This is a genomic window from Mycolicibacterium madagascariense (assembly GCF_010729665.1).
Lineage (GTDB): Bacteria > Actinomycetota > Actinomycetes > Mycobacteriales > Mycobacteriaceae > Mycobacterium > Mycobacterium madagascariense.
The window spans coordinates 426,259-452,283 of sequence record NZ_AP022610.1 but is presented as its reverse complement, the minus strand read 5'-3'; the positions used below and the strand labels follow the sequence as shown (position 1 = coordinate 452,283).

Annotated in this window: 3 protein-coding genes; all 3 read right to left on the bottom strand. The window is 71.7% G+C overall.

The genetic code is table 11. The annotated features are described in order from the left end of the window. Positions 1–9: 9 nt before the first annotated feature. Genes G6N60_RS02110 through G6N60_RS02100 form a run of 3 tightly spaced genes read right to left on the bottom strand, consistent with a single transcriptional unit; the run spans position 10 to position 25,942 of the window. Positions 10–22,395 (bottom strand): non-ribosomal peptide synthetase, encoded by a 22,386-nt coding sequence (locus tag G6N60_RS02110; protein ID WP_246240213.1) that lies wholly within the window; start codon positions 22,393–22,395, stop codon positions 10–12. After that, positions 22,392–24,191: an ABC transporter ATP-binding protein gene (locus G6N60_RS02105; protein ID WP_163731876.1), complete on the bottom strand. Its 1,800-nt coding sequence runs from the start codon at positions 24,189–24,191 to the stop codon at positions 22,392–22,394. Before G6N60_RS02105 ends, G6N60_RS02110 begins: the two co-directional genes overlap by 4 nt. Next, the gene (locus G6N60_RS02100) at positions 24,188–25,942 is read right to left on the bottom strand and encodes an ABC transporter ATP-binding protein (RefSeq protein ID WP_246240210.1); all 1,755 of its coding nucleotides are present in this window, start codon (positions 25,940–25,942) and stop codon (positions 24,188–24,190) included. The genes G6N60_RS02105 and G6N60_RS02100 overlap by 4 nt, the downstream gene beginning before the upstream one ends. Positions 25,943–26,025 lie beyond the last annotated feature (83 nt).

The following is a 26,025-nucleotide window of genomic DNA, read 5'->3' as shown; positions in this document are numbered from 1 at the left end:
CCGGCGCGCCTAATCAGCCAGTTCAGCGGCGATGAGCGGGCCCAGCCGGTCCAGTACGTCCGCGTCCATCAGCTCCGAGTGCCGGCAGTCGAGCGCCACGACGCGTAGTTCACCCGCGACGTGGTCGCGCCAGCCCTGCGACGCGACACCGGTCAGGTCCATCTCGAGCACCGTGGCGTCGACGAAGAAGACGTCACCGCCGTAGCGGCCGTAGTCCGCGCCCGCCGTGAATCGTTCTGCGGCGACGTAGTTTTCGATGACCATCGCGATCTGCGCGTCGTCGAGTATCGCGATCGCGTCGTCGCTGGAGCGCACCAGGGCGACGGCCTCGTCGACCGTCGTCCGCGCGTTCGCCGCGACGGGGAAGCCCATCTCGCGCAGCAGGCCGGTGAGCGCCGCGGCGGGATCGAACTCGGCGACCGTCGCGACGTCGGTGCGGGCATCGAGCATGCCCACGAAGGTCACGTTGCGACCACGCCGCACCAACTCCTGCGCGACGAGCAGCGCCATGGAGCCGCCGAACGACCAGCCGAGGAGGCGGATCGGGCCGCTCGGGGCGAGCGCGGACACCGTCGTTGCGTAGTCCGAGGCCAGCTCGTCGATGGTCCGGGGCAGAACGCCGGTGGAGAAGAGTGGCGACTGTAGCGCGTACATCGGAATGGTTTGCGGCACATGATTCTTCAGGCCGGTGAACTGCCAGCCGAGTCCGCTGGCGGGGTGCAGCAGGAACAGCGGCGGTTCGCTCCCCGCGGTGCGCAGTGCGAGCACCGGCGCCAGGCTGTCGGGGGCGTCGGCGTCACCCATGGCGAGCTGGGCGTCCACCTGCGCCACCGTGGGAGCCGCCATCAAGCGCGCGACCGACACGTCGACGTCGAACTCCCGGCGCAGCAGCGACGCGAGACGCACCAGCAGTAGCGAATGTCCACCGAGAGTGAAGAAGTCGTCGTCGATGCTCGCCACCGGTACCCCGAGAACGTCGGCGAACAGCTCGCACAGCCGTCGTTGGCGCGGCGTCTCCGCGGCGCGGCCCGTGCCGGTCGTCAGCTCGGGTGCCGGCAGCGCCGCGCGGTCGAGCTTGCCGCTCGGCGTCAGCGGGTAGGACGCCAACGCGACGTAGGCCGCGGGCACCATGTGCGTCGGAAGCACTGACAATGCTTGGGCGCGGAGCGATTCCGCGGACGGTGCGTCGACCCCGGACACCGTCAGATAGTAGGCGATCAGTCGGTCGCCGCGCGCGACCACCCGCGCCGAGGCCACCGCCGGATGGCCGGTCAGTACGGTCTCGATCTCACCGGGCTCGATGCGGACGCCGCGGAGCTTGATCTGCTCGTCGGTGCGGCCGCGGTACTCCAGCTGACCGTCCCCGCGCCAGCGCACCACGTCACCGGTGCGGTACATCCGGGTGCCCGCCTCGAACGGGTTCGCCACGAAGCTCTGCGCGGTGAGCCCCGTGCGGTGCAGATAGCCGTCGGCCAACTGGACTCCCGCGAGGTACAACTCACCGGGCGCGCCCACCGGCACGGGGTTCAGGTAGCCGTCGAGCACGTAGACGCGCACGTTCCAGCCCGGCACCCCGAGCGCGACCGGTCCCCCGTCGGCGGTCCACCCGAGCACGTCGACCGCGGCCTCGGTGGGGCCGTACAGATTGTGCAGGGGCACCCCGACGATGGCGGCGAAGCGGTTGGCGAGCTCGGTCGACAGTGCCTCGCCCCCAACGGTGACCCTCGTCAGCGTCGTGCACGTCGCCGCGCGGGGCTCGTCGAGGAAGAGTTCGAGCATCGACGGCACGAAGTCGACGGCCGTGACGCGGTGGCGCACGACGACCTCCGCGAGGTAGGCGGGATCGCGATGACCGCCGGGCCGGGCCACGACCAACGTCGCACCAACGGCCAACGGCCAGAACACTTCCCACACCGAGGTGTCGAAGCCGATCGGCGTCTTGACGAGCATGCGGTCGGCCGGGGTGAGCGGGTAGGCGTGCTGCAGCCACGCGATGCGGTTGACGATGCCGGCGTGCGGCACCGCGACGCCCTTCGGCCGTCCCGTCGACCCGGAGGTGTACAGCACGTAGGCCCAACCGGCGGGGTCGACGTCGGCCGACGGCGCCGCCACGTCCCGGTCGCGGGCGGCGCGTATCCAGGCCGGGTCGTCGAGCACCGTGGTCGGGCCCGCGTCGGCGGTCATGTACGCCAGGCGATCCGGCGGATACTCCGGGTCCAACGGCAAGAAGGCGGCGCCGGACTTCGCGACCGCCACCAGTGCGACGACCAGTTCCACCGACCGCGGCAGCGCGACGCCGACGATCCGGCCGGGGTCCGCGCCGCCCTCGACGAGGTTGGCCGCCAATCGATCCGACCAGGAGTCGAGTTCGGCATAGGTCAGCGCGAGGTCGTCGAACACCACGGCCGTGGCGTCGGGTGACAGCTGCGCCGTGCGCGAGACCAGCGCGCCCAGGCTCGTCGGCGCGACGACGTGGGTGGTGTCGTTGCGGTCGACTATCAGCGCGTCGCGCTCGCCGTCGGCCAGCACCTCCAGCGCGCCGATCGCGACCGCGGTGTCGGCGATCGCGTCGGCGAGCAACGTGACCAGCCGCTGGGTCAGCGTGCGCACCGTGGATTCGTCGAACAGGTCGGCGCCGTACTCCGCCATCACCGTCGCCCCGCCGCCGGCGCGGTCGTCGACGAGGGTGAACCCGAGATCGAACATCGCTGCGGTCGAGACGGGTTCACTCCACTGCGTGGGCAGCCCGAACATCTCGTCGTCGCGGCCCTCGTGCCGGTGGTAGCCGACGAACACGCCGAACAGCGGGTTGCGGCCCGCCACGCGCGGCGGGTTCAGGTCCTCGACGACCCGATCGAAGGGCACGTCCTGGTGCGCGAACGCGGCGAGGTCGGCTGTCCTCGCGCGCGCCAGCAACTCGTCGAACGACGGGTGGCCCGACGCGTCGACCCGCAGCACGACGGTGTTGACGAAGAACCCGACGAGGTCGTGCAGCGCGGTCTCGGTGCGACCCGCGACGGGCGTGCCGACGACGACGTCGTCACCGGCTCCCATGCGGTGCAGCAGCGCCACGACCCCCGCGTGGAACAGCACCAGCATGCTGACCTGACGCTCAGCCGCCAGACTCCGCAGCATCGCAACGACATCCGTCGGCACGTCCACGACCAGGCTGCCACCCTCGCCGCTGGGCTGGACTGGGCGCGGTCGGTCGGTAGGCAGGGCCAGCTCGTCGGGTGCGCCGGCCAGCGTGTCCCGCCAGAACGCGAGCTGGTCCTCACCGACCACGTCGAGCAGTCGACGCTGCCACAGCGCGTAGTCGGCGTACTGCACCAGCAGCGGGACCTGGGCGTCGGCGTCGCCGGCGACCCGGGCGGCGTACGCGCGGTTCAGGTCGGCAAGGAACGGCGCATCCGACCATTCGTCGGTGGCGACGTGGTGCAGGACGAGTGCCACCGTGTGATCGTCGTCTGCCACGCGGAAGACGTTCGCGCGCAACGGAATGTCGGAGCTCAGGTCGAACCGCGGTTCTACGGCCGCGTCGACGAGAGCGGCGACGTCGGCCGCCGCGCAGTCGACCACGCGCAGCGTCGGCGTGGTCCCCGCGGGCAGGATGCACTGGAACGGGACGCCGTCGTGCTCGCCGAACACCGTGCGCAACGACTCGTGCCGATCGACGACGTCGCCGAGCGCAGCGCCGAGTGCGTCCACGTCGAACGCGCCGCGCACGCGGAACACCAGCGGGTAATGGTATGCCGCCGCGGTGTTCTCGAGCCGGTCGAGGATCAGCAGCCGTTCCTGCGCGGGCGAGGTGGGGATGCACTCGGGTCGGCGGGCGGCTACCAGCGGGGGTCGTGGCGCCGCGGCGTCCGCCGACTGGCCGGCCAGCAGCGCGGCGAGGGCCGCGGGGGTGGGCGCGTCGAAGACGTGCTTGAGCGACATCTCCGCGCCGAGTTCGGCGCGCACCAGACCGATGAGCCGGATGCTGAGCAGTGAATGTCCACCGAGGTCGAAGAAGTCGTCGTCGACGCCGACGGCGGCCACGCCGAGGACGTCCGCGAACAGCCGGCAGAGCCGTTCCTCGGCAGCGGTCCGCGGCGGCCGGCCCGCGGGACGTCGGCCGCGCGGGTCGACGTCGGGCAGCGCTCGTACGTCGAGCTTGCCGTTGTCGGTCAGCGGCAGGGCGTCGAGCACCGCCAGCGCCGAGGGAATCATGAAGCTGGGCAGGCGATCCCGCAGATCCGCGCGGACCCGGGTGGCGAGGTCGTCGTCGGTGGGCACGGCCGGGACGACGTATCCGACGAGCCGCTGCGAGCCCGCGGCGTTCGGGTCCGGCCGGGCGACGACGGCCGCGTGTGCGACGTCCGGGTGTACGGTGATGGCGCTCTCCACGTCTCCGAGTTCGACGCGGTGACCCCGGATCTTGACCTGGTCGTCGGTGCGGCCGAGGAAGTCCAGATTGCCCGCGCGGTCGTCGGTGGATCGCCGCCGTCGGACCAGGTCACCGGTCCGGTACATCCGGCCGCCGATCTCGTGCGGATCGGCGACGAAGCGGGCCGCACTCAGCGCAGGCCGACGGAGGTACCCGCGGGCGAGTCCCGCTCCCGCGACGTACAACTCGCCCGCGACGCCATCGGGTGCCGGCCGCAGCCAGGGGTCCAGGACGTGCGCGCGGGTGTTCCAGATCGGACGGCCCACGGTGGGGGTGGCGCTGTCGTCTGTACCGCCGCCGAGGGTGTTGATGGTGTACTCGGTCGGACCGTAGAGGTTGTAACCGTAGGTGGTGTCGCTGTCGCGCAGGCGATCCCACACCGCGGTCGAGACCGGCTCACCGCCGAGCAGGACGAGGACCGGTGGGTGGCCCGACGGGTCCAGCAGGCCCTGCTCGAACAGCAGCTGCGCGTAGGTCGGGGTGACGTTGACGACGTCGATCCGATGCCGGTGGCAGTAGGCGACCAGGGCCGAGGCGTCCCTGCGCAGCTCTTCGTCGCAGACGTGCACCTCGTGTCCCTCGATCAGCCAGAGCAGCTCCTCCCACGACATGTCGAAGGAGAACGACACGGTGTGGGCGATCCGCAGCCGGCGGCCGCCCGCCTTGGCGATCGCCGGGGCGAAGATTGCCTCTCGGTGGTTGAGGTGCATGTTGGTCAGGCCGCGGTGCGGCGTGACGACACCCTTGGGCCGGCCCGTCGAGCCGGAGGTGTAGATCACGTAGGCTGCCTCGTCGAGGCTGGGCGCGTAGCCGTCCCAATCCGTCCGTTGGACAGCCAGTTCCGGCTCGTCGTCGAGGACGACGACCGCGCATCCGCCGGGCAGCAGCGGCTCGATCCGCCGTGCCACGGCCGACGTCGTCACCACGTGGGACGGCGTGGCGTCGGCGAGCATGACGGCCAGTCGCTCGTCGGGATAGTCCAGCTCCAGCGGCAGGTACGCGGCGCCCGCCCGCAGCACCGCGAACAGGGCGACGACGGTGTCGATGGACCGCGGAATGGCCAGCGCGACGGTCCGATCCGGTCCGGTGCCGCGGTGGCGGAGCAGCCACGCCAGCCGGTTGACCCGCGCGTCGAGGCCACCGAAGTCGACGCGGTCGGCACCACACACCAGCGCGGTGTCCAGCGGCGCGACGCCACCGCGCTGTGCCAGCAGGTCCAGTACGGTCGCGTCGGGCAGGTCGTGTCCGGTGGCGTCGGCGGCCGGCGCCTCATCGGGCAGGAGGACATCGATCTCGGCGAGAGTAGTTGCGCCAGTGGTCAATTGACCAAGGACGTGCCGTAGCCGCTCCAGCAGTCGCTCGGCGTACTGGCGGTCGACGACGTCGGGTCGGTATTCGAGCTTGACCCACAGTCGGCGACCCGGCGACGCCACCCAGGTGAGCGGGTAGTGCGAGGCGTCGACCGAGTCGTGTCCGGCGATGCCGTACTCGGTCTCCATGTCGGTGAACGTGTCGTCGTCGAGGAAGTTCTGCAACACGAAGAGGTTGTCGAAGAGCGGCCCGTTCACGCCGGCCGCGCGCTGGACGTCGCCCAACCCCAGATACTCGTGGTCCATCAATTCCAGGCGGTCGGCCTGGACGGCGCGCATGGTGTCCGCGGCGGATCGATTCGGCTGCAGCTGGATTCGCGTCGGCACCGTGTTGAGGAACAACCCGATGACCGACTCGATGCCGTCGAGCTCGGTGGGCCGACCCGCCACCGTGGACCCGAACACCACGTCGGCACTCCCGGTTTCGTAGGCCAGCACCATCGCCAGCGCGGTGCTGAGGACCGCGTTGAGCGTGACGCCCGCGCCGCGCGCCGTGGCCGTCAGGGCGGTCGTCTGGTCCTCGGGCAGAGTGAAGTCCACCCGCAGCGCCAGCGTCGGCTCGGTGCCGACGGCCGCGGGCACCAGCAGCGTCGGCGCCGCCAGCCCGGCAAGCGCGCCGGCCCAACGGGCCGCCGACGCCTCGCGATCCCGGCCGGCCAACCACCGCAGATAGTCGGTGAACTGGGCGCTCGGCGTCGGCAGCGCAGCCGTGGAACGCGTTCGTGCTGCGGCGTATTCGGCGAACAGCTCGCGCAGCAGCTGCTCGCGCGACCACCCGTCGAGCAGCAGGAAGTGATAGCTGAAGATCAGCCGGTCGCGTTCGGCGGACCGCAGGACGGTCATCCTGGCCAGCGGGGGTGCGGTCAGATCGAACGAGCGCAGCCGTTCGGCGGCAGTGAGTTCGGCGACCTCGGCGTCACCGGTGACTGCGACGATCTCCGGTTCGCAGACCGGGTCGACGGCGATGGCGGCCACGGGGTGGGGCAGTCCATCGGCCAGGAACGCCGACCGCAGCACCGGATTGCGGGCCATCACCGCCGAGTACGCGATGCGCAGCGCATCCGCGTCGACGGTCTCGGTCATGTCGAAGACGTTCTGGACGACGTAGACCGCGGCCTGGGCATACCGGGCCTGGAAGTACACGCCCTCCTGCAGGGGTGACAGCGGCCAGACGTCGTCGACCGCGAACCCGGTTGTCACACGGTCGACGTCGTCCTGGGACAGGTCGACCAGTGGTAGGTCCGACGGGGTGAGGCCGGCCCGTTCGCGGGCCAGTCCGCCGAACTCCCGCAAAACCGCGTGCCAGTGGTCGGCCAGACCGGCGATCGCGTCACCGGTCAGCTCGCCGTCGGCGTAGGTCAGCGTCGCCCGCAGGACGGGTCCGGCGCTCGTCTCGTCGCAGATCGCGTTGACCTCCAACAGATACGGTGTGCCGAGGTCGGGAGCCGGTCCGCCCCGCAGCGCGTCGACCTCTGGCGCGCAATCCCAGTCGTCGGTGCCGTCGGCCATCCACCGGCCGAGGTAGTTGAACAGCACCTGCGGAGCGGGCAGCCGGCTCAGGGCCGACGAGGTGCGGGGGTTGCAGTACCGCAGCTGCCCGAAGCCGAGACCGCCCTCGGGCTGTACCCGCAGGGTCTCCTTGACGCCCTTGAGGATCGAGACGAGGTCGGCGGCACCGGGGGCGGCCAGCCGCACGGGCGCAATGGCCGTACACCACCCCACCGTGCGGGACAGGTCGAGTTCGGCACCCCAGCCGTCGCGGCCGTGGCGTTCGAGATCCAGCGTCAGCGGCGCCCCGGGGCGCTCCCGCCAGCGGTCGACGGCGACCAGTAGCGCGGCGACCAGGGTTTCGGTGACGTCGGCGTTCGCCAGCGCGGGGACCGTCGTCAGCAGCGGGAGCGTCTCGGCCGTCGTCAGCCGCACGACGTGGTCCCTGGTCGCCCCGACGGTGAGCCCGACGGGAACGGCGTCGCCGTGGAGTTCGCCGCCCGCTGCCAGCGTGGCGCTCCAGTGGTCGAATTCGGCCAGTCGCGAGGCGTGCTGGGCGTTCTCGTTGACGGCCCTGGCGTAGCTGCGCAGCGACGTCGGCACGGCGGGGAGCACGGGTGGGCGCCCGGCCCGCAGCTGCTCGTAGGCGTCACCGAGGTCGTCGAGGAGTATGCGCCAGGACACCGCGTCGACGGCCAGATGGTGCACGGTGAGGAGCAGCCGGCCGCGACGCTCCCGGCCGCGGTCGAACCACACGGCAGCGATCATCACGCCGCGGTCCGGGGCCAGCGCTGCGGCCGCCGCATCGGAGTGCGTCGCGATCGCCTCCCGCAGGTCGTCGTCCGTCATCTCGACGGCGTCGACCCGGTGTACCGAGAGTGGCGGTACCGCAGCAGTTTCTAGCGACCACAGCATCGGCACCGGGCGGTGCAGCCGCAGACCGAGCGCCTCGTGGCGTCGGACCAGTGCGCCGAGCGCCGCCTGCAGGCGCTCCACTGTCGCATCAGCCGGGGCGAGGAGCAGCTCGGCCTGGTTGAACCCGTCGATCGTGCCGCCGAGTTCGGCGAGCCGCGCCACGATGGGCGTCACCATGACCTCGCCGTAGTCGGGCTCGACGTCGTCGCGGGGGGCCGGAGCCGCGGCGACGTCGGCCGCCGCGGCCAGCGCACGCGGCGTCCGACACGTGAACACCTGCTGCGGGGTGATGCGTACACCCTGCTTGCGCGCCCGGTTGACCAACTGGATGGCGACGATGCTGTCGCCGCCCGCGGTGAAGAAGTCGTCGTCGACACCGACTGGCGCGCCGAGGATCTCGGTGCACAGGGCGGCCAGCAGACCCGCCGGACCGTCGTCGGCATCGGTGACGGCGGGCGGCGGCGACGCGACGGGTACGGGCAGCGCGGCCCGGTCCAGCTTGCCGTTGACGGTCAGCGGGAGGGCGTCCAGGACGACGAACGCGGACGGCATCATGTATTCCGGCAGCCGGTCGGCGAGACGGGTGCGCACGTCGGCGGTGTCGATCGGCTCGCGTGCCACCAGGTAGCCGATTAGGCGGGTGCGGCCGCCGTCGTCGTGGGCCGCCGCAGCTGCGGTGACGACGCCCGGCAGTGCGGCGAGGGCGCTCTCGACCTCGCCGAGCTCGATCCGGTAGCCGCGCACCTTGACCTGTTGGTCGGAACGGCCGACGTAGACCAGATCGCCCGACGCGGTCCACATCGCGGTGTCACCGCTGCGGTACAGCCGAGATCCCGAGGCGTCGAAGGGGTTGGCCACGAACCGATTCGACGTCAATCCCGGCTTGCCGGCGTATCCTCGGGCGACCTGGCCGCCCTCGACGTACAGCTCACCGACGACGCCGACCGGTACGGGTCGTAGTGCGCCATCGAGCAGGTGCATGCGCAGACCGGGGATCGGGCCGCCGATCACGCTGTCGGCGTCGGCGGACGTCAGCGCCCGGTGCGAGACGTGCACGCAGGTCTCGGTGATGCCGTACATGTTGACCAGTTGCGTGGCATCGGTGGGGTGGTTGACATACCAGGCGGCGAGCCGACCCGTGTCGAGCGCCTCGCCACCGAACACCACGTACCGCAGCGCCAACGGCAGCCGCCGTCGCCGGTCCGCCTCGATCAGCGGGTAGAACGCCGACGGCGTCTGATTGAGCACCGTCACGCCCTCGCGCGACAGTAGTTCGACGAAGCGGTCCGGGTCGCGCGCGACGGCCTGCTCGACGACCACCAGACGGCCGCCGTGCAGCAGCGGCCCCCACAGCTCCCAGACTGAGAAGTCGAAGGCCGCGGAGTGGAACATCGTCCAGACGTCAGCCGGCCCGAAGTCGAAGAGCTGCGCGGCACCCTCGAACAACGCAGCCACGTTGCGATGGCTCACCGCAACGCCCTTCGGCACGCCGGTCGAGCCGGAGGTGTAGATGACGTAGGCGGCGTGGTCGGGGTCCGACGCGACTACCGGCGCGTCGAGTCCGCCGCCGGCGGCATCGGACAATACGACCGTCGGGACGTCGTCGAACGGCAGCCGGTCGGCATGATCGGTGAGTACGCACACCGGTGCCGAGTCGTCCACCACGTGACGCAACCGCGCGGCGGGCCAGTCGACGTCGAGGGGCACGTACGTGCCACCCGCCTTGAGGACGGCCAGCAGCCCGACGACGAGGTCGACCGAACGGCCCAGTGCCACCGCCACTCTCGACTCTGGTCGCACGCCGAGGTCGACGAGGGTGCCCGCGACCGCCGAGGCCCGGGCGTTCAGCTCGGCATAGGTGAGCGTGGCGTCACCGCAGCTGACCGCGACGTCGGCCGCATGGGCCCGCGCGGACGCGGCGAAGCCCTCGACGAGGGTGCGGTCGGGACCCGCCGCGGCCTGCCCGGCACCGCCGAACCCGCGCTCGGCGGCGGTCCGCAGGTCGACGTCGGCGATCGCCGCGTCGGGCCGCTCGGCGAACGCCGTGAGGACGGCCTCGACGCGCTCGGCGAGGCGTTCGGCCTCCGCGTCGCTCACCGCGCCGGAGTCGTACATGATCTCCACGGTGAGTCGGTCGTCGAGGTAGGCCACCAGCGACACCGGGTAGTGCGGGGCGTCGGCACCGGTGAAGCCCCGAAATATGAGTGCGCGAGCGTCATTGGCGTCACCCGACGGCAGGGACGGGAAGTTCTCGACGACCACCATGGTGTCGAACAGGTCGCGGACACCGGTGATGCGGGCCAGCTCCGTCAACCCGACGTGCTGCGCATCCAGTACGGCGCTCATCCGCTCCTGCAGATCCGCCAGCGCGGTACCCAGCGGCGTGTGGTGTTCCCACGCCATCGGCACCGGAATGGTGTTGATGAGCAGTCCGACGAGGGTTTCGGTGCCGGGCAGCGCACCGCCCCGGCCCGACACGGTCGAACCGAACACGACCCTGCGACGGTCCAGCAGCCTGCCGAGCAGCAGCCCCCACGCGCCGTGCAGCACCGTGCTCGTGGTGATGCCGCGCGTGCGAGCCGTATTCACCAGTGCCGCAGTCGTTTCCGGCGCCAGGCGCCGCACGGCGCTGCGATGGTCCCCCACGGTCGTCGCCTCGGGGCACAGCGTGGTGGGGACGACGTCGGCCAGTGCACTCGCCCACGTCCGCTCGGCCGCGGCACGATCGGCGCCGTGCACGACCTCCACGTGGTCGTGCAGGGTCGCGGTCACCGGCGCCGGCCCCCGACCCATTCCGAGCGAGGCGTTGTAGTGCGCGACGACGTCGCCGAAGATCACCGGATACGACCAACCGTCGGCGACGATGTGATGCATGGTCTGAATCAGCCGGTGATCGTCGGGCGCCAGAGACACCAGGGCGTAGCGGACCAGCGGCGCGTCCGATAGATCGAATTGGCGCGAGAGATGTTCTCGGGCAGCCGTTTCGAGGTCGTCGGCGACCTCGACGTCGACGGTCACCTCGGCCAGCACGACCTGCGCGAGCCAGCCGTCCTCGAGCTCGCGGAAGCAGGCCCGCAGTGCCTGATGCCGAGCGACGACGGCACGCACGCTGGCGCGCAGCGCATCGACGTCGAGCGGCCCGGTCAGCTCGGCGATCTGTTGCACGCGATAGGTGTCGGTACCCCCGAAGGCGGCATGGAAGTACATCCCCTGCTGCAGCGGCAGCAGCGGCAGGACGTCCTCGACGGTTCCGGACCGCTCCCACTCGTCGAGGTCGGCCTGGGACACGTCGACGAGCGGGAAGTCCGATGGCGTATGGCCGGCGAGCCCGTCGCAGCGGGTCAGCGCCGTCAGCGCGGCGACCCACAACTCCACCAACGCGTCGACGTCGATGGTGTCGAGCAGCGCCCGAGGCCAGGCCAGGGTGCCCGAGAGCACGGTGGCGTCGGGACCGTCCTCGGCCATGACGTTGATCTCCAGCGCCACCGCGGGATTGGTGGGATCCACGCCCTCGCGCAGCGCGCCGATCCCGGCGACCGGCTCCCATGCCCGACCGCTGCCGCCGGCGAACCGACCGAGGTAGTTGAACAGGATCTGCGGGGCGGAGCCGGGAAGGGGCCGCGTCGGATCGACGTGCCGCAGGACCCCGTAGCCCAGGCCGCGGTTCGGTACGGTGCGCAACTGCTCCTTGACCGCGCGGGCGGCGGTCACCAGGGCCGGCCCCGCCCCGACCACGTCGTCCCAGTCGAGGCGTCCGGGATCCAGTCGGACGGGGTAGATGGCGGTGAACCAGCCGATCGTGCGGGACAGGTCCAGCCGTCCCCGCACCAGGTCCGGTTCGCGCCCATGGCCTTCCACGTTCACGGCGGCGGCGGTGGCGTCGCGGTGACCGCGATCGGCCCGCCACTGCGCGAGCGCCACCGCGAAGGCACCGAGCAGGACGTCGTCGACGCCACCGTGCAACGCCGCCGGGGCGGTGGACAGCAGCGCCGCACTGACGTCCGCCGGGAGCGAGAACGATCGTCGCACAACGGTGCTCGCGGTATCGCGCGCGGGGTCGAGCGCGAGCCGGCCGAGGTCGGGATCGGGCGTCGCGAGAATGCCCCTCCAGTAGTCGACTTCGTCGTCGAAGCGAGCGTCACGCAGCGCGTGGGACCACGTCCGAAACGAGGTCGGGACGGGGTCGACGACCGGCGCTCGCCCACCGTCGACGGCCGCCCAGGCGCGGGCGAAGTCGTCGGCGAGGATGCGCCAGGACACGCCGTCGATCACCAGATGATGAACGACGAGCAGCAATTGGCCCGCGGAATACCAGACGGCCGCGATCATCCGGCCGTCCCGGGGCGAGAGCTCGGCGGCTGCCGCGGCGGTGGCGACGTCGACGTCGGAGGACCCGAGCACGCCGGTCCGCGTCGTCAGCACCCGCGCGGCCGGCACCGTCGCGTCGGACACCGACAGCGTCCAGTCGGCGTCGAGCCGGGCGCGCAGCATGTCGTGGGCGTCCAGCACTGCCTGCAGAACGGATTCGAGCTGGGCGGCGGTCATTCCGGCCGGCGTCCCGAGCACCGTGGACTGGTAGAAGTTGGCCAGCGGTGTGTCCGCTCCCGCGGTCTCGGCGAGCATCGGCGTCGGTGCGATCGCGCCGACCCCGCTGTCGGGTGCCGTGGCGACGGCCGGGCCGTCGACGGTCGCGGCGGCCGCGGCCAGCGCGGCGACGGTCCTGCGCCGGAATACGTCGCGCGGTGTGACGTCGAGCCCGGCCTTGCGGGCCCGGCCCGACACCGCGATCGACGAGATGCTGTCCCCGCCAAGAGTGAAGAAGTCGTCGTCGATGCCGAGCTCGGACAGGCCGAGCACCTCGCAGAAGACTTGCAGCAGCAGGGCTTCGCGGTCGTCCCGCGGATCTCGAGCCGTCCCGGCGGCGGGCGCGACGGGCTCGGGCAGCGCCCGGACGTCGAGCTTGCCGTTGACCGTCAGGGGGATGGCGTCGACGACGCCGTAGCGCGCCGGGACCAGGTAGTCGGGCAGTGTCTCGGTCAACCGGGCCCGCAGCTGGGCGGCGAAGGCCGCCGGGTCGCCGGTCGGCTGCTCGGGCACCACGTAGCCGACGAGCTGTTTGGCCGCCGCCGCGCCCGCGCGTCGCGCAATCGCCACCGCCTGGCGCACCCCGGGCAGCGCGGACAGTGCCGCGCCGACCTCGCCGAGTTCGACGCGGTAGCCCCGGATCTTGACCTGATCGTCGCTGCGGCCCAGGAAGTCCAGCGTGCCGCCCGCGTCGGGGCGACGGGCGACGAGGTCGCCGGTGCGGTACATGCGGCCGCCCGGCACGAACGGATCGGCGACGAAGCGCTCCGCGGTCAGCGCGGGCCGGTGCAGATAACCGCGGGCCAGTCCGGCACCGGTGACGTAGAGCTCGCCGACGACGCCGTCGGCGACCGGCCGCAGCCACGCGTCCAACACGTAGGCGCGAGTGTTCCAAATGGGTTGTCCCACGGTCGGAGTGGCACTGTCGTCGGTGCCGGCGCCGAGGGTGTTGATGGTGTACTCGGTCGGGCCGTAGAGGTTGTACCCGCCGCCGTCGGGTAGGTCCCGCAACCGGCGCCACACCTCGTCGGAGACGGCCTCGCCGCCGAGGAGCACCAGCGTCGGGGCGGGGGAAGTGCCGGGGTCGAGTAGACCCTGCTCGAACAAGTGGTGTGCATAGCTGGGCGTCACGTTGACGACGTCGATGCGATGCCGACGGCAATACGCCACCAGTGCCGTTGCATCCCTGCGCAGTTCCTCGTCGCAGACGTGGACCTCATGGCCCTCGACGAGCCACAGCAGCTCCTCCCACGACATGTCGAAGGAGAACGACACGGTGTGCGCCACCCGCAGCCGTCTACCGCCCGCCCTGGCGACCGCGGGGTCGAAGATGGCCGCGCGGTGATTGAGCTGCATGTTGGTCAGCCCGCGGTAGGGGGTCACCACACCCTTCGGCCGACCCGTCGACCCGGAGGTGAAGATGACGTAGGCGGGATGATCGAGGCGTCGTGGCCCCACGCTTCTCGAGAAGTCGCCCAGTTCGGCGTCGGTCAACGGCCCGGCCGCGCTGCGCGACAACGCCTCCGCCACCCCCGGGTCGTCGAGCCGCAGCACCCGCCGGCCGCTGCCCACCTGGTGTCCCACCAATTCGTCGCTTGCGCAGAGGCACACCAGCAGAACGGGTTTCGCGTCGTCGACCACGGCGGCCAGTCGCGCCGTCGGATAGTTGAGTTCGAGTGGGAGGTAGGCGGCCCCGGTGCGCAGTACGGCGAAGAGCGCGACGACCATGTCCAGCGACCGCGGCAGGGCCAGAGCGACGATCCGCTCGGGCCCGGCTCCGCGGGCCAGCAGTTGGCGGGCCAGGGCGTTGACCCGGCCGTCGAGCTCGGCGTAGGTCAGCGTGGCGTCCCCGCACACGAGTGCGGTGTCCGCCGGACGGCGTGCGGCGCGCTCGGCCAGGAGGTCGGCGATCGTATCGTCCCCGACCTCGTGCTCGGCCGAGCGCCAACGGCGGGCGAGCGCATCGCGCTCGGCGTCGAGCACCAGGTCGAGCTGACCGACCGCGGTATCCGGTTGCGCCAGCATCGCTTCCACCGCCAGACGTAGGCGCCGAACCATGGCGGTGGCACGCTCGGCACCGACGACGTCGGGCCGGTACTCGAGCTTGATGCCGAGGCGCTCGCCCGGTGTCAGCACCCAGGTCAACGGGTAGTGCGTGGTGTCGACGAAGTCCACGCCGACGATGCCGTGCTGGCGTTCGAAGTCGGTGAACGTGTCGTCGTCCAGGAAGTTCTGCCAGACGTACAGCACGTCGAACAGCGGCTGGTGACCTGCGGCGCGCATGACGTCACCCAGCCCCACGTAGTCGTGTCCCATCAGGTCGACGCGGAAGTCCTCGACGCGACGCAACACTTCGCGCACCGTGGTGTGTGCGGTGGCGTCGACGCGGACCGGCACGGTGTTGAGGAACTGTCCGATGACGTTCTCGACGCCGGGTAGCTCGGGCGGCCGGCCCGCGACCGTGGTGCCGAAAACCACGTCGGCACTGCCGGTTTCGGCTCCGAGCACCAGACCGAGTGCCGTCGTCAGGACGGTGTTGGCCGTCGTCCCGCCGGTGCGGGCATGCTCGGCCAGCCGGGCCGTCGCGTCGGCCGACAACTCGCCGTACACCCGCTCGGGACGGACGGGCTCGCGCCCGACGGCCTCCGGGGCGATCAACGTCGCCTCGGGCAGGCCGGCCAGCGCGTCCGCCCAGGCGCGGATCGACTCGTCGTGATCGCGGGCGTCGATCCACCGCAGATAGTCGGCGTAGGTGCTGCGCGGTGCGGGCAGCGCACCGCGGACGCCACCGGAATCGTAGAGCGCGAACAACTCTCGCAGCACCAGCTCGCGCGACCAGCCGTCCCACAGCAGGAAGTGACAGGTCAGCAGCAGCCGGTCACCGCGGTCCGGTAGCCGGATCACGGTGAGCCGGACCAGCGGCGGCACCGCGAGGTCGAAGGCGCGCTCGGCGTCCGAGCGCATCACCTCGGCCAGCCGGGCGTCGACGGCGTCAGCCGGGCCATCGGTGAGGTCGACGGTCGCGACGGTGGCCGGCACGAACCGTCCGACGTACTGCACCGGCCGCGGGATGTCGTCGCTGACGAAACCGGTACGCAGGTTGTCGTGGCGCGAGAGCAGCGCCCCGAACGCCGTGCGCATGGCGTCGACGTCGAGGTGGTGGTCGAAGTCGAACACGTTCTGCGCCAGATACGTCGTGACGTCGCTGGTGAACGTCGACTGGTAGTACACGCCGGCCTGCAGCGGCGACAGCGGCCAGACGTCTTGAACCTCGACCGGGCAGGTCTCGGCGAGCCCCGCCAGCTCGGCATCGGACAGGCCGTGCCAAGCCGCGGCGTCGACCGCGCTCGCGGGCTCCTGCGTCGCGCCGGTGCCGAGCGCGTCGTGCAGCGCGCGCGGGGTGCGCAGGTCGAACAGCGCTCGGGTCTGCAGGGTGACGCCTTCGCCGGCGAGCCGGTTGACCACGCGCAGCGCGAGCAGACTGTCCCCGCCGAGGGCGAAGAAGTCGTCGTCGATGCCGATCGTCGTGTCGGGGTCCATGCCAAGAACCGCCTCGAACGTCCGGCAGATCAACGCCTCCCGGTCGGTGCGAGGCGCCGTCCGCGACACTGCGAGTACGGGCTCGGGCAGTGCGGACCGGTCTCGCTTTCCGTTGGGCAGCAACGGAATCGACGGGATGACCGAGACGGTCGCGGGGACCAGGTGCGCGGGGACGCGGAGCGCGAGAGCGGTACGTACCGCGGCGGGATCGATCTCTGCATTCGAACCGACGACGTACGCGTCGACGCGCGTCCCGCGGACGGTGACGATGGCGTCGGCGACGTCCGGCAGGGCCGCCAGTGCGGTCTCGATCTCGCCGAGCTCGACCCGAAACCCGTTGACCTTGACCTGATCGTCGACCCGTCCGACGAACTGCACCGCCCAGTCCGGTGCCCATCTGGCGAGATCGCCTGTGCGGTAAAGCCGTTCGCCGGGTCCACCGAACGGGTCGGCGACGAAGCGCAGGGCGGTGGCGGCACTGTCCCCGAGGTAACCGCGGGCCAATTGGACACCGCCGACGTACACCTCGCCGATCGCCCCCTGGGCCACCGGCTGCAGATCCGCCCCGAGCAGGTGAATGCGGGTTCCGGGCACCGGGCGGCCCAGCGGCACCGGGCCCGCGTCGGGCACCACGCCGGCGAGCACATCGCCGGCCACCTCAGACGAGCCGTAGGAGTTGACGATCTCGGCGTCCGGCGACGCCTGCCGCAGCGCCGCGACGGTCGCGCCGTCGAGCGGTTCCCCGCTGCAGAGCCAGCGTCGCACCCCGCCGAGGTGGGAGGGCGCCACGTCGATGAGCGCGGCCGCCAGGCTCGGGACGACGAGCAGCTGCGCCGCCGACACCTCGCGCACCAGAGCGGCTAGCGCCGCACCGTCGCGGGCGGTGTCGTCGTCGGCGATCACCGTGGTCGCGCCCGCAACGAGTCCACCGAGCAGTTCGGTGAGGCCGTCGACGAAACTCGTCGAGCTCTTGGCGATCCGCACGTCACCCCGTTCGAAGGACCATGCGTCCGCGGCCCACCGCAGCCGATTGGCAAGGGCCGCATGCGTTCCCACCACGCCCCTGGGGCGGCCGGTACTGCCCGACGTGTAGACGACCCAGGCGGCGTCGTCGGGTTCCAGACCGGTGGCACGCCATGGCTCCCCCGCCGCGTCCACGGGCACGGTGGGCACGTCGTGCGCGGGCAGGGGGCTGCCGTCGGTGAGCACCACCGCGGGCCGCGCGTCGTCGAGCATCAGCGTGATGCGCGCGTCCGGGTACCGCGGGTCGACGGGCAGGCAGGCCGCGCCCGCGCGCAACGCGGCCAACAGCGCGACGACCATGCCGGTATGGCGCGCGGTGGCGACCGCGACGACGTCACCGCGTCGCACCCCGGCCGCCACCAGTGCTCCGGCCAACCGTGCCGACCTGTCGTCGAGTTCGGCGTACGTCGTCTGCCGGTCGACCCCGATGATCGCGGTCGCGGACGGCGACCGCAGGATCTGCTCGGCGACGAGGTCGACGACGGTGCCGTGCCACGCCGGGGCGCCGACACCCGCGTCGAGCGTCCGCCTCCGCTCTGTCTCCTCGAGCACTTCGATTGCCGCGCATCGGGTTTCGGCTGCACTGGCCATGGTCGTCAGGATGCGGACGTAGAGGTTCAACACGCGCTCGGCCGCTGCGGTGTCGCAGGCCCCGCGGTCGTGGGTGAGCGTGATGCGGAAGGGCTCACCCGGGTGGACCATCAGGGTGAGCGGATAGTGCGGTGCCTCGACGACGTCGATGGAGTCGACCCGGAGCGCGCCGGTGACGTCCTCGGCGACGGGCTGGTGATCGATGACGACGAGGGTGTCGAACAGTTCGGTCACGCCGACGGCGTGCTGCACGTCGGTGAGCGCGACGTGGTGATGTTCGAAGAGTGCGGACTGGGCGGCGGCGAAGCGGTCGACGGCCGCACCGAGCGATTCCACGGGGCCACAGTGGATTCGCGCCGGCACGGTGTTGACGAGCAGACCCACCATGTCGTCGATGCCCGCGACGTCGACACCGCGTCCCGACACCGTGGACCCGAACACGACGTCGGAGCGTCCGGTCAATCGCCCGACCGCAATCCCCCACGCGGCCCCGAGGATCGACCCGACCGTGACGCCCCGCTCGCGCGACCACGCCGCGAGGTTTCCCGCGACGTCGGGGGTCAGCACGGTGCTGACGTGACCGAAACCCGTTGCTTCAGAGGGTGTTAGCGCGTCGACGACCCGGGTGGGCTCCTCGACGCCGGCCAGTTCCGAGCGCCACGCGTCCAGTGCCGCGTCCACGGGTTCGTCGGCGAGCCACCGCAGGTAGTCGCGGAACGGCGCAGCGGTGGGCAGCGGTGCGTTCGGGTCGTCGTGCAGGGTCAGCAGTTCCCGCAGCACGATCGGCACCGACCACCCGTCGGCGACGAGGTGGTGCACCGTCTGGATCAGCACGTGACGGTCGGGAGCGAGGCGCACCAGCGCGTACCGCATCAGCGGTGGACGCGCCAGGTCGAACGGGCGGTTCCGCTGCTCGGCGGCGACGTCCTCGACCGCGCCGGCTTCGACGTGGTACCAGGGCATCTCGACGTCGGGTCGCACCACCGAGACGATGCTGCCGTCGCCGGTGGGCTGGAACGCGGTGGCCAGCTGCGGGTGCCTGACCAGGAGCCGGGTGGCCGCCGCCCGCAGCCGGTCGGCGTCCACGGGCCCGGACAGCGTCACGATCTGCTGCACGACGTACGGATCGACGTCGGCGTAGGTGGAGTGGAAGTAGATGCCCGCCTGCAGCGGCGTCGGCGGCAGGACGTCCAGCGCTCCGGCAAGGTCGCCGTCGAGATCGGCCTGCGTGATCGCGACGAGGGGGAAGTCCGACGGTGTCGGGCCCGCGACGGCCGGGCTGGTCGAGATCGACTGCGCCGCCTCGGTCCACAGGGCCGCGAGCCGCTGCACCTCGGCACGGCCGAGCACGCCCGACGGCCAGCTGAAGGTCGCCTCCAGCCGGGCGCCGTGTTCGGTGTCGACGGTGATGGCGTTGACCTCGAGTGCCCGCGGCAATGGCATGCGAGCATTGCGGTCCTCGGAGACGGCATCGTCGGTCAGTGTCCACGGCTCGCTGCCCGCGCCGGTGAACCGGCCGAGGTAGTTGAACAGCACCTGCGGCCGACTGGCCAGATCCGGACGCGGACGGCCCGAGAGATAGCGCAGCGCGCCATGACTCAGCCCGCGGTGGGGGATCGCCCGCAGCTGGTCCTTGACCGCCTTCACGGCGGCGCCGAGCTGCGGACCGCCCGCCGCGACGTCGTCCCACGCCAGCGCTCCGGGGTCGACGTAGGCCGGGAACAGCGTGGTGAACCACCCGAGGGTCCGCGACAGGTCGAGGTGTTCGCCCGCGGCGCCCAGGGATTCGGCCTCACGCCCGTGGCCTTCGAGTTCGAGCAGCACCCCGGAGTCGGACTGACCGCGCCACGCGGCGAGCGCCACGGCCAAGGCGGTGACCAGTATGTCGTCGACGCCGGCGCGGATGGCGCCGGGCACCGGGCCCAGCAGCCGGGCGGTCACCTCGTGGTCCAGGCGCACCACGAGCCTCTGCTCGGTGGCGACGACGTCGACCGCGGGGTCGAGCGGCCTGCTCCCGATCAGCGGGTCACGCCGGCGCGCGACCCGCTGCCAGTGGTCGTCGTCGGCGGCGAACTCACCGCGCCGGGTCGCCGCCCGCAGCGCCTGCGACCACTGCCGAAAGGGGGTAGCCGCCTTGGCCAAGGCGATCGGTCGGTCCGCCGCGAGCGCGGACCACGCGGTCCGCAGGTCCTCGGTCAGCAGCCGCAGGGACACGCCGTCGACCACGACGTGGTGGACCACGAGCACCAAGCGACCGGTTCGGTGGGCGCCTGCGTCGAGCCAGACGGCGGCGATCATCCGGCCCCGCGCCGGGTCCAGTCGCGTGACGGCGCGGGTGCGTTCGTCCGCGGCCTGCCGGTCGAGATCGTCGGCGGCGGACACCCGGGTGAGCACCGAGGCCGCGGTGACCGACCCGGCGGGCGGCACCGTCAGGCCGCCGGGCTCCGCCGCGGAAGTGCTGGCCCGCAGCACGTCGTGGCAGTCCAGCAGCGCATCTAGCATCGCCGCCAGCGACGCCATCGCGAGACCGGCCGGCGTGTGCACCGTGACCGACTGGTAGAAGCCGCCGGTGAACGACCCAATGTCGTTGAGCCAGGCCAGGATCGGCGTAGCCGGCACGTCGCCGACGGGGTCCGCCGCGGGCTCGGCCGATTCGGCGAGGTCGGTGGCCGCGGCGGCCAACGCGGCCGGGGTGCGCAGAGTGAGGATCTCGCGCGGGCGCAGGCGCAGCCCGCGCCTCCTCGCCCCGGCGATGAGACCCATGGCGACGATGCTGTCGCCGCCGAGTGCCACGAAGTCGGCATCGGCGGCGACGGAGTCGAGGCCGAGCACCTCGGCGAACGTCTCGCACAGTACGCGCTCGCGAGCGTCCCGCGGGGCGGTATGCGACCCGGTCGCCGGCGTCGGTGGCGCAGGCAGTGCGCGCCGGTCGAGCTTGCCGTTCGCCGTGACCGGGAACTCGTCGAGCACCATCACGGCGCCGGGCACCATGTGCTCGGGCAGCCGGGCGGCGCACCACGCCAGCAGATCCTCCTGCGCGAGTGCGGCATTGGAGAGCACGTAACCCGTCAACTGCGCACCACCCGCGGGCGTCTGGCGCAGCACCGCCGCGGCATGGCGGACCCCGGGGTGCGCCGCCAGCGCCACCTCGATCTCCTCGAGTTCGACCCGCATGCCGCGGATCTTGACCTGGTTGTCGGCGCGGCCGAGGAACTCCAGCACGCCGTCGGCCGTCCACCGCGCGAGGTCGCCGGTGCGGTACATCCGCGTGCCGTCGTCGTCGAACGGGTTCGCGACGAAGCGGGAGCCGGTCAGCGCCGGCGCGTGAATGTACCCGCGGCCCAACAGGAATCCCGCCGCGTACAGCTCGCCGCCGACTCCGACCGGCACCGGCTCCAGATCGGCGTCGAGGACGTAGAGCTGGGTGTGCGGGTTGGGCCGCCCGATCGACGTCTCGATCCGCTCGGCGCTGTCGCGGTAGACGACGTGGGACACGCCGATGGTCGCCTCCGCGGGACCGTACCCGTGGTACAGCGTCGTGCGCAGCTGGGCGCGGAACCGCTCGAACAGCGTGGGGGTCAGCACCTCCCCGCCGCACCACACGTGCGCGAGACCGTCCAGCAGCGTGGTCCCCGCGGCGAGGTCCAGCAGCACGTCGAGCATCGAGGAGACCAGGTAGACGAACGTGACCCCCTCGCGCGCAATGAGATCGAGCAGGTACTGCGGGTCGCGCTCGCCACCGGGCTCGGCCACCACTACGTAGCCCCCGCACACCAGCGGCAGCAGGATCTCATTGATCGAGATGTCGAACGACAGCGGCGCCTTGAACAGCGACGCGTCGCCGGGCCCGAAGCCGAGGATTTCCTCCACCTGCCAGGTGAGGCGCTCCCCGATGGCCTCGTGACGGATCATCGCCCCCTTCGGCGTACCCGTCGAACCGGAGGTGAAGATGACGTAGGCGAGCTGGCTGCCGTCGATCTCGACCACGGGCGCCTCGGTGGCGCACTCGGCGAACGCCCAGTCCGCCAGGTCGACGACGATCGGGTCGACGTCACCGGGACGTGCTCCCCCTGGCGCGGTGAGCACGGCGGTCACCCCGGTGTCGGCGAGGACCTGGCGTCGCCGTTCGTCCGGCCACTGCGGGTCGACGGGCACGAACGCGCCACCCGCGGCGAGGATCGCGGCCACGGCGGTCACCATCTCCGCCGAACGCGGGAGCGCGATCGCGACGGTCTGTTCGTGGCAGACGCCCTGACTGCGTAGGTGATTCGCGAGCTGGTAGGCCCGGGTCGCCAGCTCCCGATAGGTCAGCCTGGTCTCGCCCGCGACCACCGCCAACGCCTCGGGCGTCAGCTCGGCCTGCCGCGCGAACGCCTCGGGGACCGTCGTCGTCACCGCGGGCCGGGTTCGATCGTTCCACTGCTGCAACAGGTTCAGCATCTCGGTCGTCGTCACGTCATCGTCTCCGTCGAATACGTGTGGCGCGCCGTCCAGGCGTGCCACAGCCGGGCATACCGCCCCCCTGCTGCCATCAGCTCGTCGTGGCTGCCCTCCTCGACGACCTCTCCGTCGGCCATCACCACCACCCGGTCCGCGGACGCGGCCTGGGTCAGCCGGTGTGCGATGACCAGTGTCGTGCGGCCCTCGGTCACCGCCGCGGCCGCGCGTTCGAGCACCAGGGCGCCCTGACTGCCGGCTTCGGCCGTCGCCTCGTCGAGGACGGCCACCGTGGGGTCGGCGAGCTTAAGCCGGGCCAGCGCGAGCTGTTGAGCCTGAGCGGCCGTCAGCTGATGACCGCCCTCGCCGACCACGGTGTCGAGACCGTCGGGGAGGGCGTCCACCCAGTCGTCGGCACCGACGGTGCGCAGCGCCTCGCGCAGCTGCGCATCGGTCGCCTCCGGGTCGGCCAGTCGCAGGTCGTCGGCGAGCGGGCCAGCGAACACGTGCACCTCCTGGCTGACGATGGCGACGTGCCGCCTGCGCTGCCCCGGTGTCATGGCCGCCAACGCGACCCCGCCGATGCGGGCGCTGCCCCGCTGCGGTGTCAGCGCACCGGCAGCAAGCCCCGCGACCGTCGACTTGCCGGCGCCGGTGGACCCGACCAGCGCCACCCGCTGCCCCGGCTCGACCCGGATGCCGACCCCGCGCACCACCGGCCGGGCGTCGTCGTATCCGAATTCGACGTCGTCGAGTTCCAGTGTGCCGTCGAGGGGTTCGGGCGCGGGCGCGGTGACCGATGCCGGCGCTGCGGTCACGTTCACCAGACCGACGAGACGCGCCAGGCTGGCTCCCGCGTCCTGCGCCTCGTCGAAGGTGAACAGCAGCGTGCTGATCGGGCTGAACAGCCGGTGGAACAGCAGTGCCGCGGCGGTGGTCTGCCCCACCGTGACCTCGCCATGGCGCACCAGCCAGAAGCCCGTCACCAGAATCGTTGCCAGACCGATGAACTCGGCACGGTTGATCCTGCCGACGAACCGGGTGAAGAGCGTGAACACCCCGATCGAGATGTCGCGGACCTTGGCGCTCGCGGTCTCGATCGCACGCTGGTGGGTGGTGTGCAGTCCGTAGGCGTGCACGGTCTCCACGCCGATCATGCTCTCCATCAACACCTGGGAGCGCTCGGCGATGGCTCTGCGTTCCAGCGCGTAGCGCGGCGCCGATCTGGGCAGGTACCACCGCAGCGCGACGACGTAGCAGGGCAGCGCGATCGCCCCGGCGAGCCCGAGCCGCCAATCCAGGCCGAGCATCGCGACCAGCGACAGCAGCCCCAGTAGAACGGAGGCGAACATCGTGGGAATGACGTCGGATACCGCCTTGCCGATCGTGGCGACGTCGGTGCTGACGCGGGAGAGCAGATCGCCCCGGCCGACGCGTTCGACGGTCGTGGTGGGCAGTCCGAGCGCCCTCTCGACGCCGGCCTCCCTGAGGTCGGCCAGCGCCACGGCGCCGAGGCGTCCGATGAGGTAGTGGGACAGTCCGAGCGCCACCCCGCCGACGAGTGCCGACACCGTCACGACGACGGCGATCGTGACGATCACCGAGGACGGCGCCCGGTCGATGATGCGGTCGACGAGTACGCCCAGCACGTAGACCGGCAGCACCGCCATCGCCGCCGCCGTCAGTCCCACGACCCCGGTCGACACGACCGACCATGGGCGCGAACGCAATTCACCGCGCAGCCACGCCCAAGTCTGACGACCGGTCGCGACGGGCAGGATCTCGGGCTCGGTCGGCGAGGTCTGCTGGCTCATCGCCACACCGCCGCGCGGTAGTCGGGCCGCTCCACGAGCTCGTCGTGCCGTCCCGTCGCGACCACCCTGCCCCGGTCCAGCAGCACCACCCGATCGGTCACGGCCAGCAGCGCCGGGCTGCAGGTCACGACCACCGTCACCCGACCGGAGCGGGTATCGGAGTGCCGCAGTTCTGAGATGCCCTGCGCCACGGCGCTTTCGGTCACCGCATCGACGGCGGTGGTGGGTTCGTGCAGGACCAGGATGGGCGTCTCCCGCAGGAGGGCGCGAGCCAGTGTCAGCCGCTGACGCTGGCCACCCGACAGGCTCGCACCCCGTTCGGTGACGTCGTGGTCGAGGCCGGCGCCATGGAGCTCGACGACGTCGACCGCGGCCGACGCGCGCAGGGCGTCGGCGATGGCCACCCGGTCCGGCGCCGGTGTGCCTGCGACGAGGTTGGACCGCAGTGAGCCGGTGAACAGGTCGGGCCGGTGCGGTTCCACCAAGAGGGCGCGGCGCGTCTCGGCGGGGTCGAGGTCGACCAGCCGCACCCCGCCCACCCTGACCACGCCCGAGTAGTCATCGGGCGGCACCGCTCCCGACAGCACCGAGACGAGCGCGTCGGCGTCGGCCGACCGGACGGCGACCACACCGACGAATTCGCCTGCGGCAGCGGTCATCGTGACCCCGTCGAGGGTGCCGTGCGTGACGTCCGTCAGCTCCAGTCCGTGGGGACCGCTACCGAGCGCCGTGGTGCCGGGCGTCAGCGCGACGGGAGCGTTCTCGATCCATCCGACGCGCTCGGCCGAGGCCCTGGCTTCGGCGATCCAGCTGGGTACCTCGGCCATGGTGCCGAAGGGCTCGAGCAGGAACTGGGCCAGTCCGATCACCGTGATGAGCTCACCGATCGACAGCTGACCCCGCAGCGCGAACCAGCCTGCGAGGACGGCGATTCCGACGGCGAGCAGGGCGCTGGCGGCATTCGACAGCCCGAGGTAGGTGCTCTGCGAACGGGTTGCCCGAAGCGTGGCCGCGAGCGCCTCCCTGCTCACCGCGCGGTAGCGGTCGGCCGCCGCGGCCTGAGCACCGATGCCGCGCAACGGCCGCAGTCCCGCGATCAGGTCGGCCGACATCGTCGTCGCCCGGCCGGCCAGCTCCTGCTGATCCGCCACCCGACGCGTGATGACGGGTCCGCCGAACTGGAGGAGGAACAGGATCAGCGGCGTGCCGATCAACACCACCAGGCCCAGCTGCACGTCCACCGTCAGCAGCACGCCCGCGCACACGGCGATGGCCGTGACGGCGCCGGCGATCCGCGGCACGTAGTCCAGCAGATAGGAGGTGTCGTCGGCGTCGGTGCTCGCGATCGACAGCAGCTCACCGCTGCGCAGCCGCGTCCGCAACCGGAGGGGATGCAGGATCCGCAGCGACAGGTCGACGCGGAGCTGGTGTCCCTCGGTCGCAATGGCCTTCATCAATTGCCGTGCGCCGAACCGGTAGCAGGCGTTCAGCGCGACGAACAGGGCCGCCAGCGCCGCCACCCAGAGCAGGAGCTGGCGCGCATCACCGGTCTCGACGGCCCGGCCGATCACCAGGCCGATCATCACCGGAACCGTGGCCTCGCACAGCTGGTGGCCGCAGATCAGGAGCGAGCCCACCGTCAGCAGTCGACCGTTGCGGGTGACCGTGCGCCACAGGATGGCGGCACCACCGCGCGACGATTGGGGCTCGCAGACCGGCGGATCGGGCGGCTGCACTTCGGAATTGGTCACGACGACGACGTATCTGCCCCGGTCGGTGCCGCCGCATCGGCCCCCGTCGGCCCCGCCGCCTCAGCCCTGGTCGGCCCCGCCGC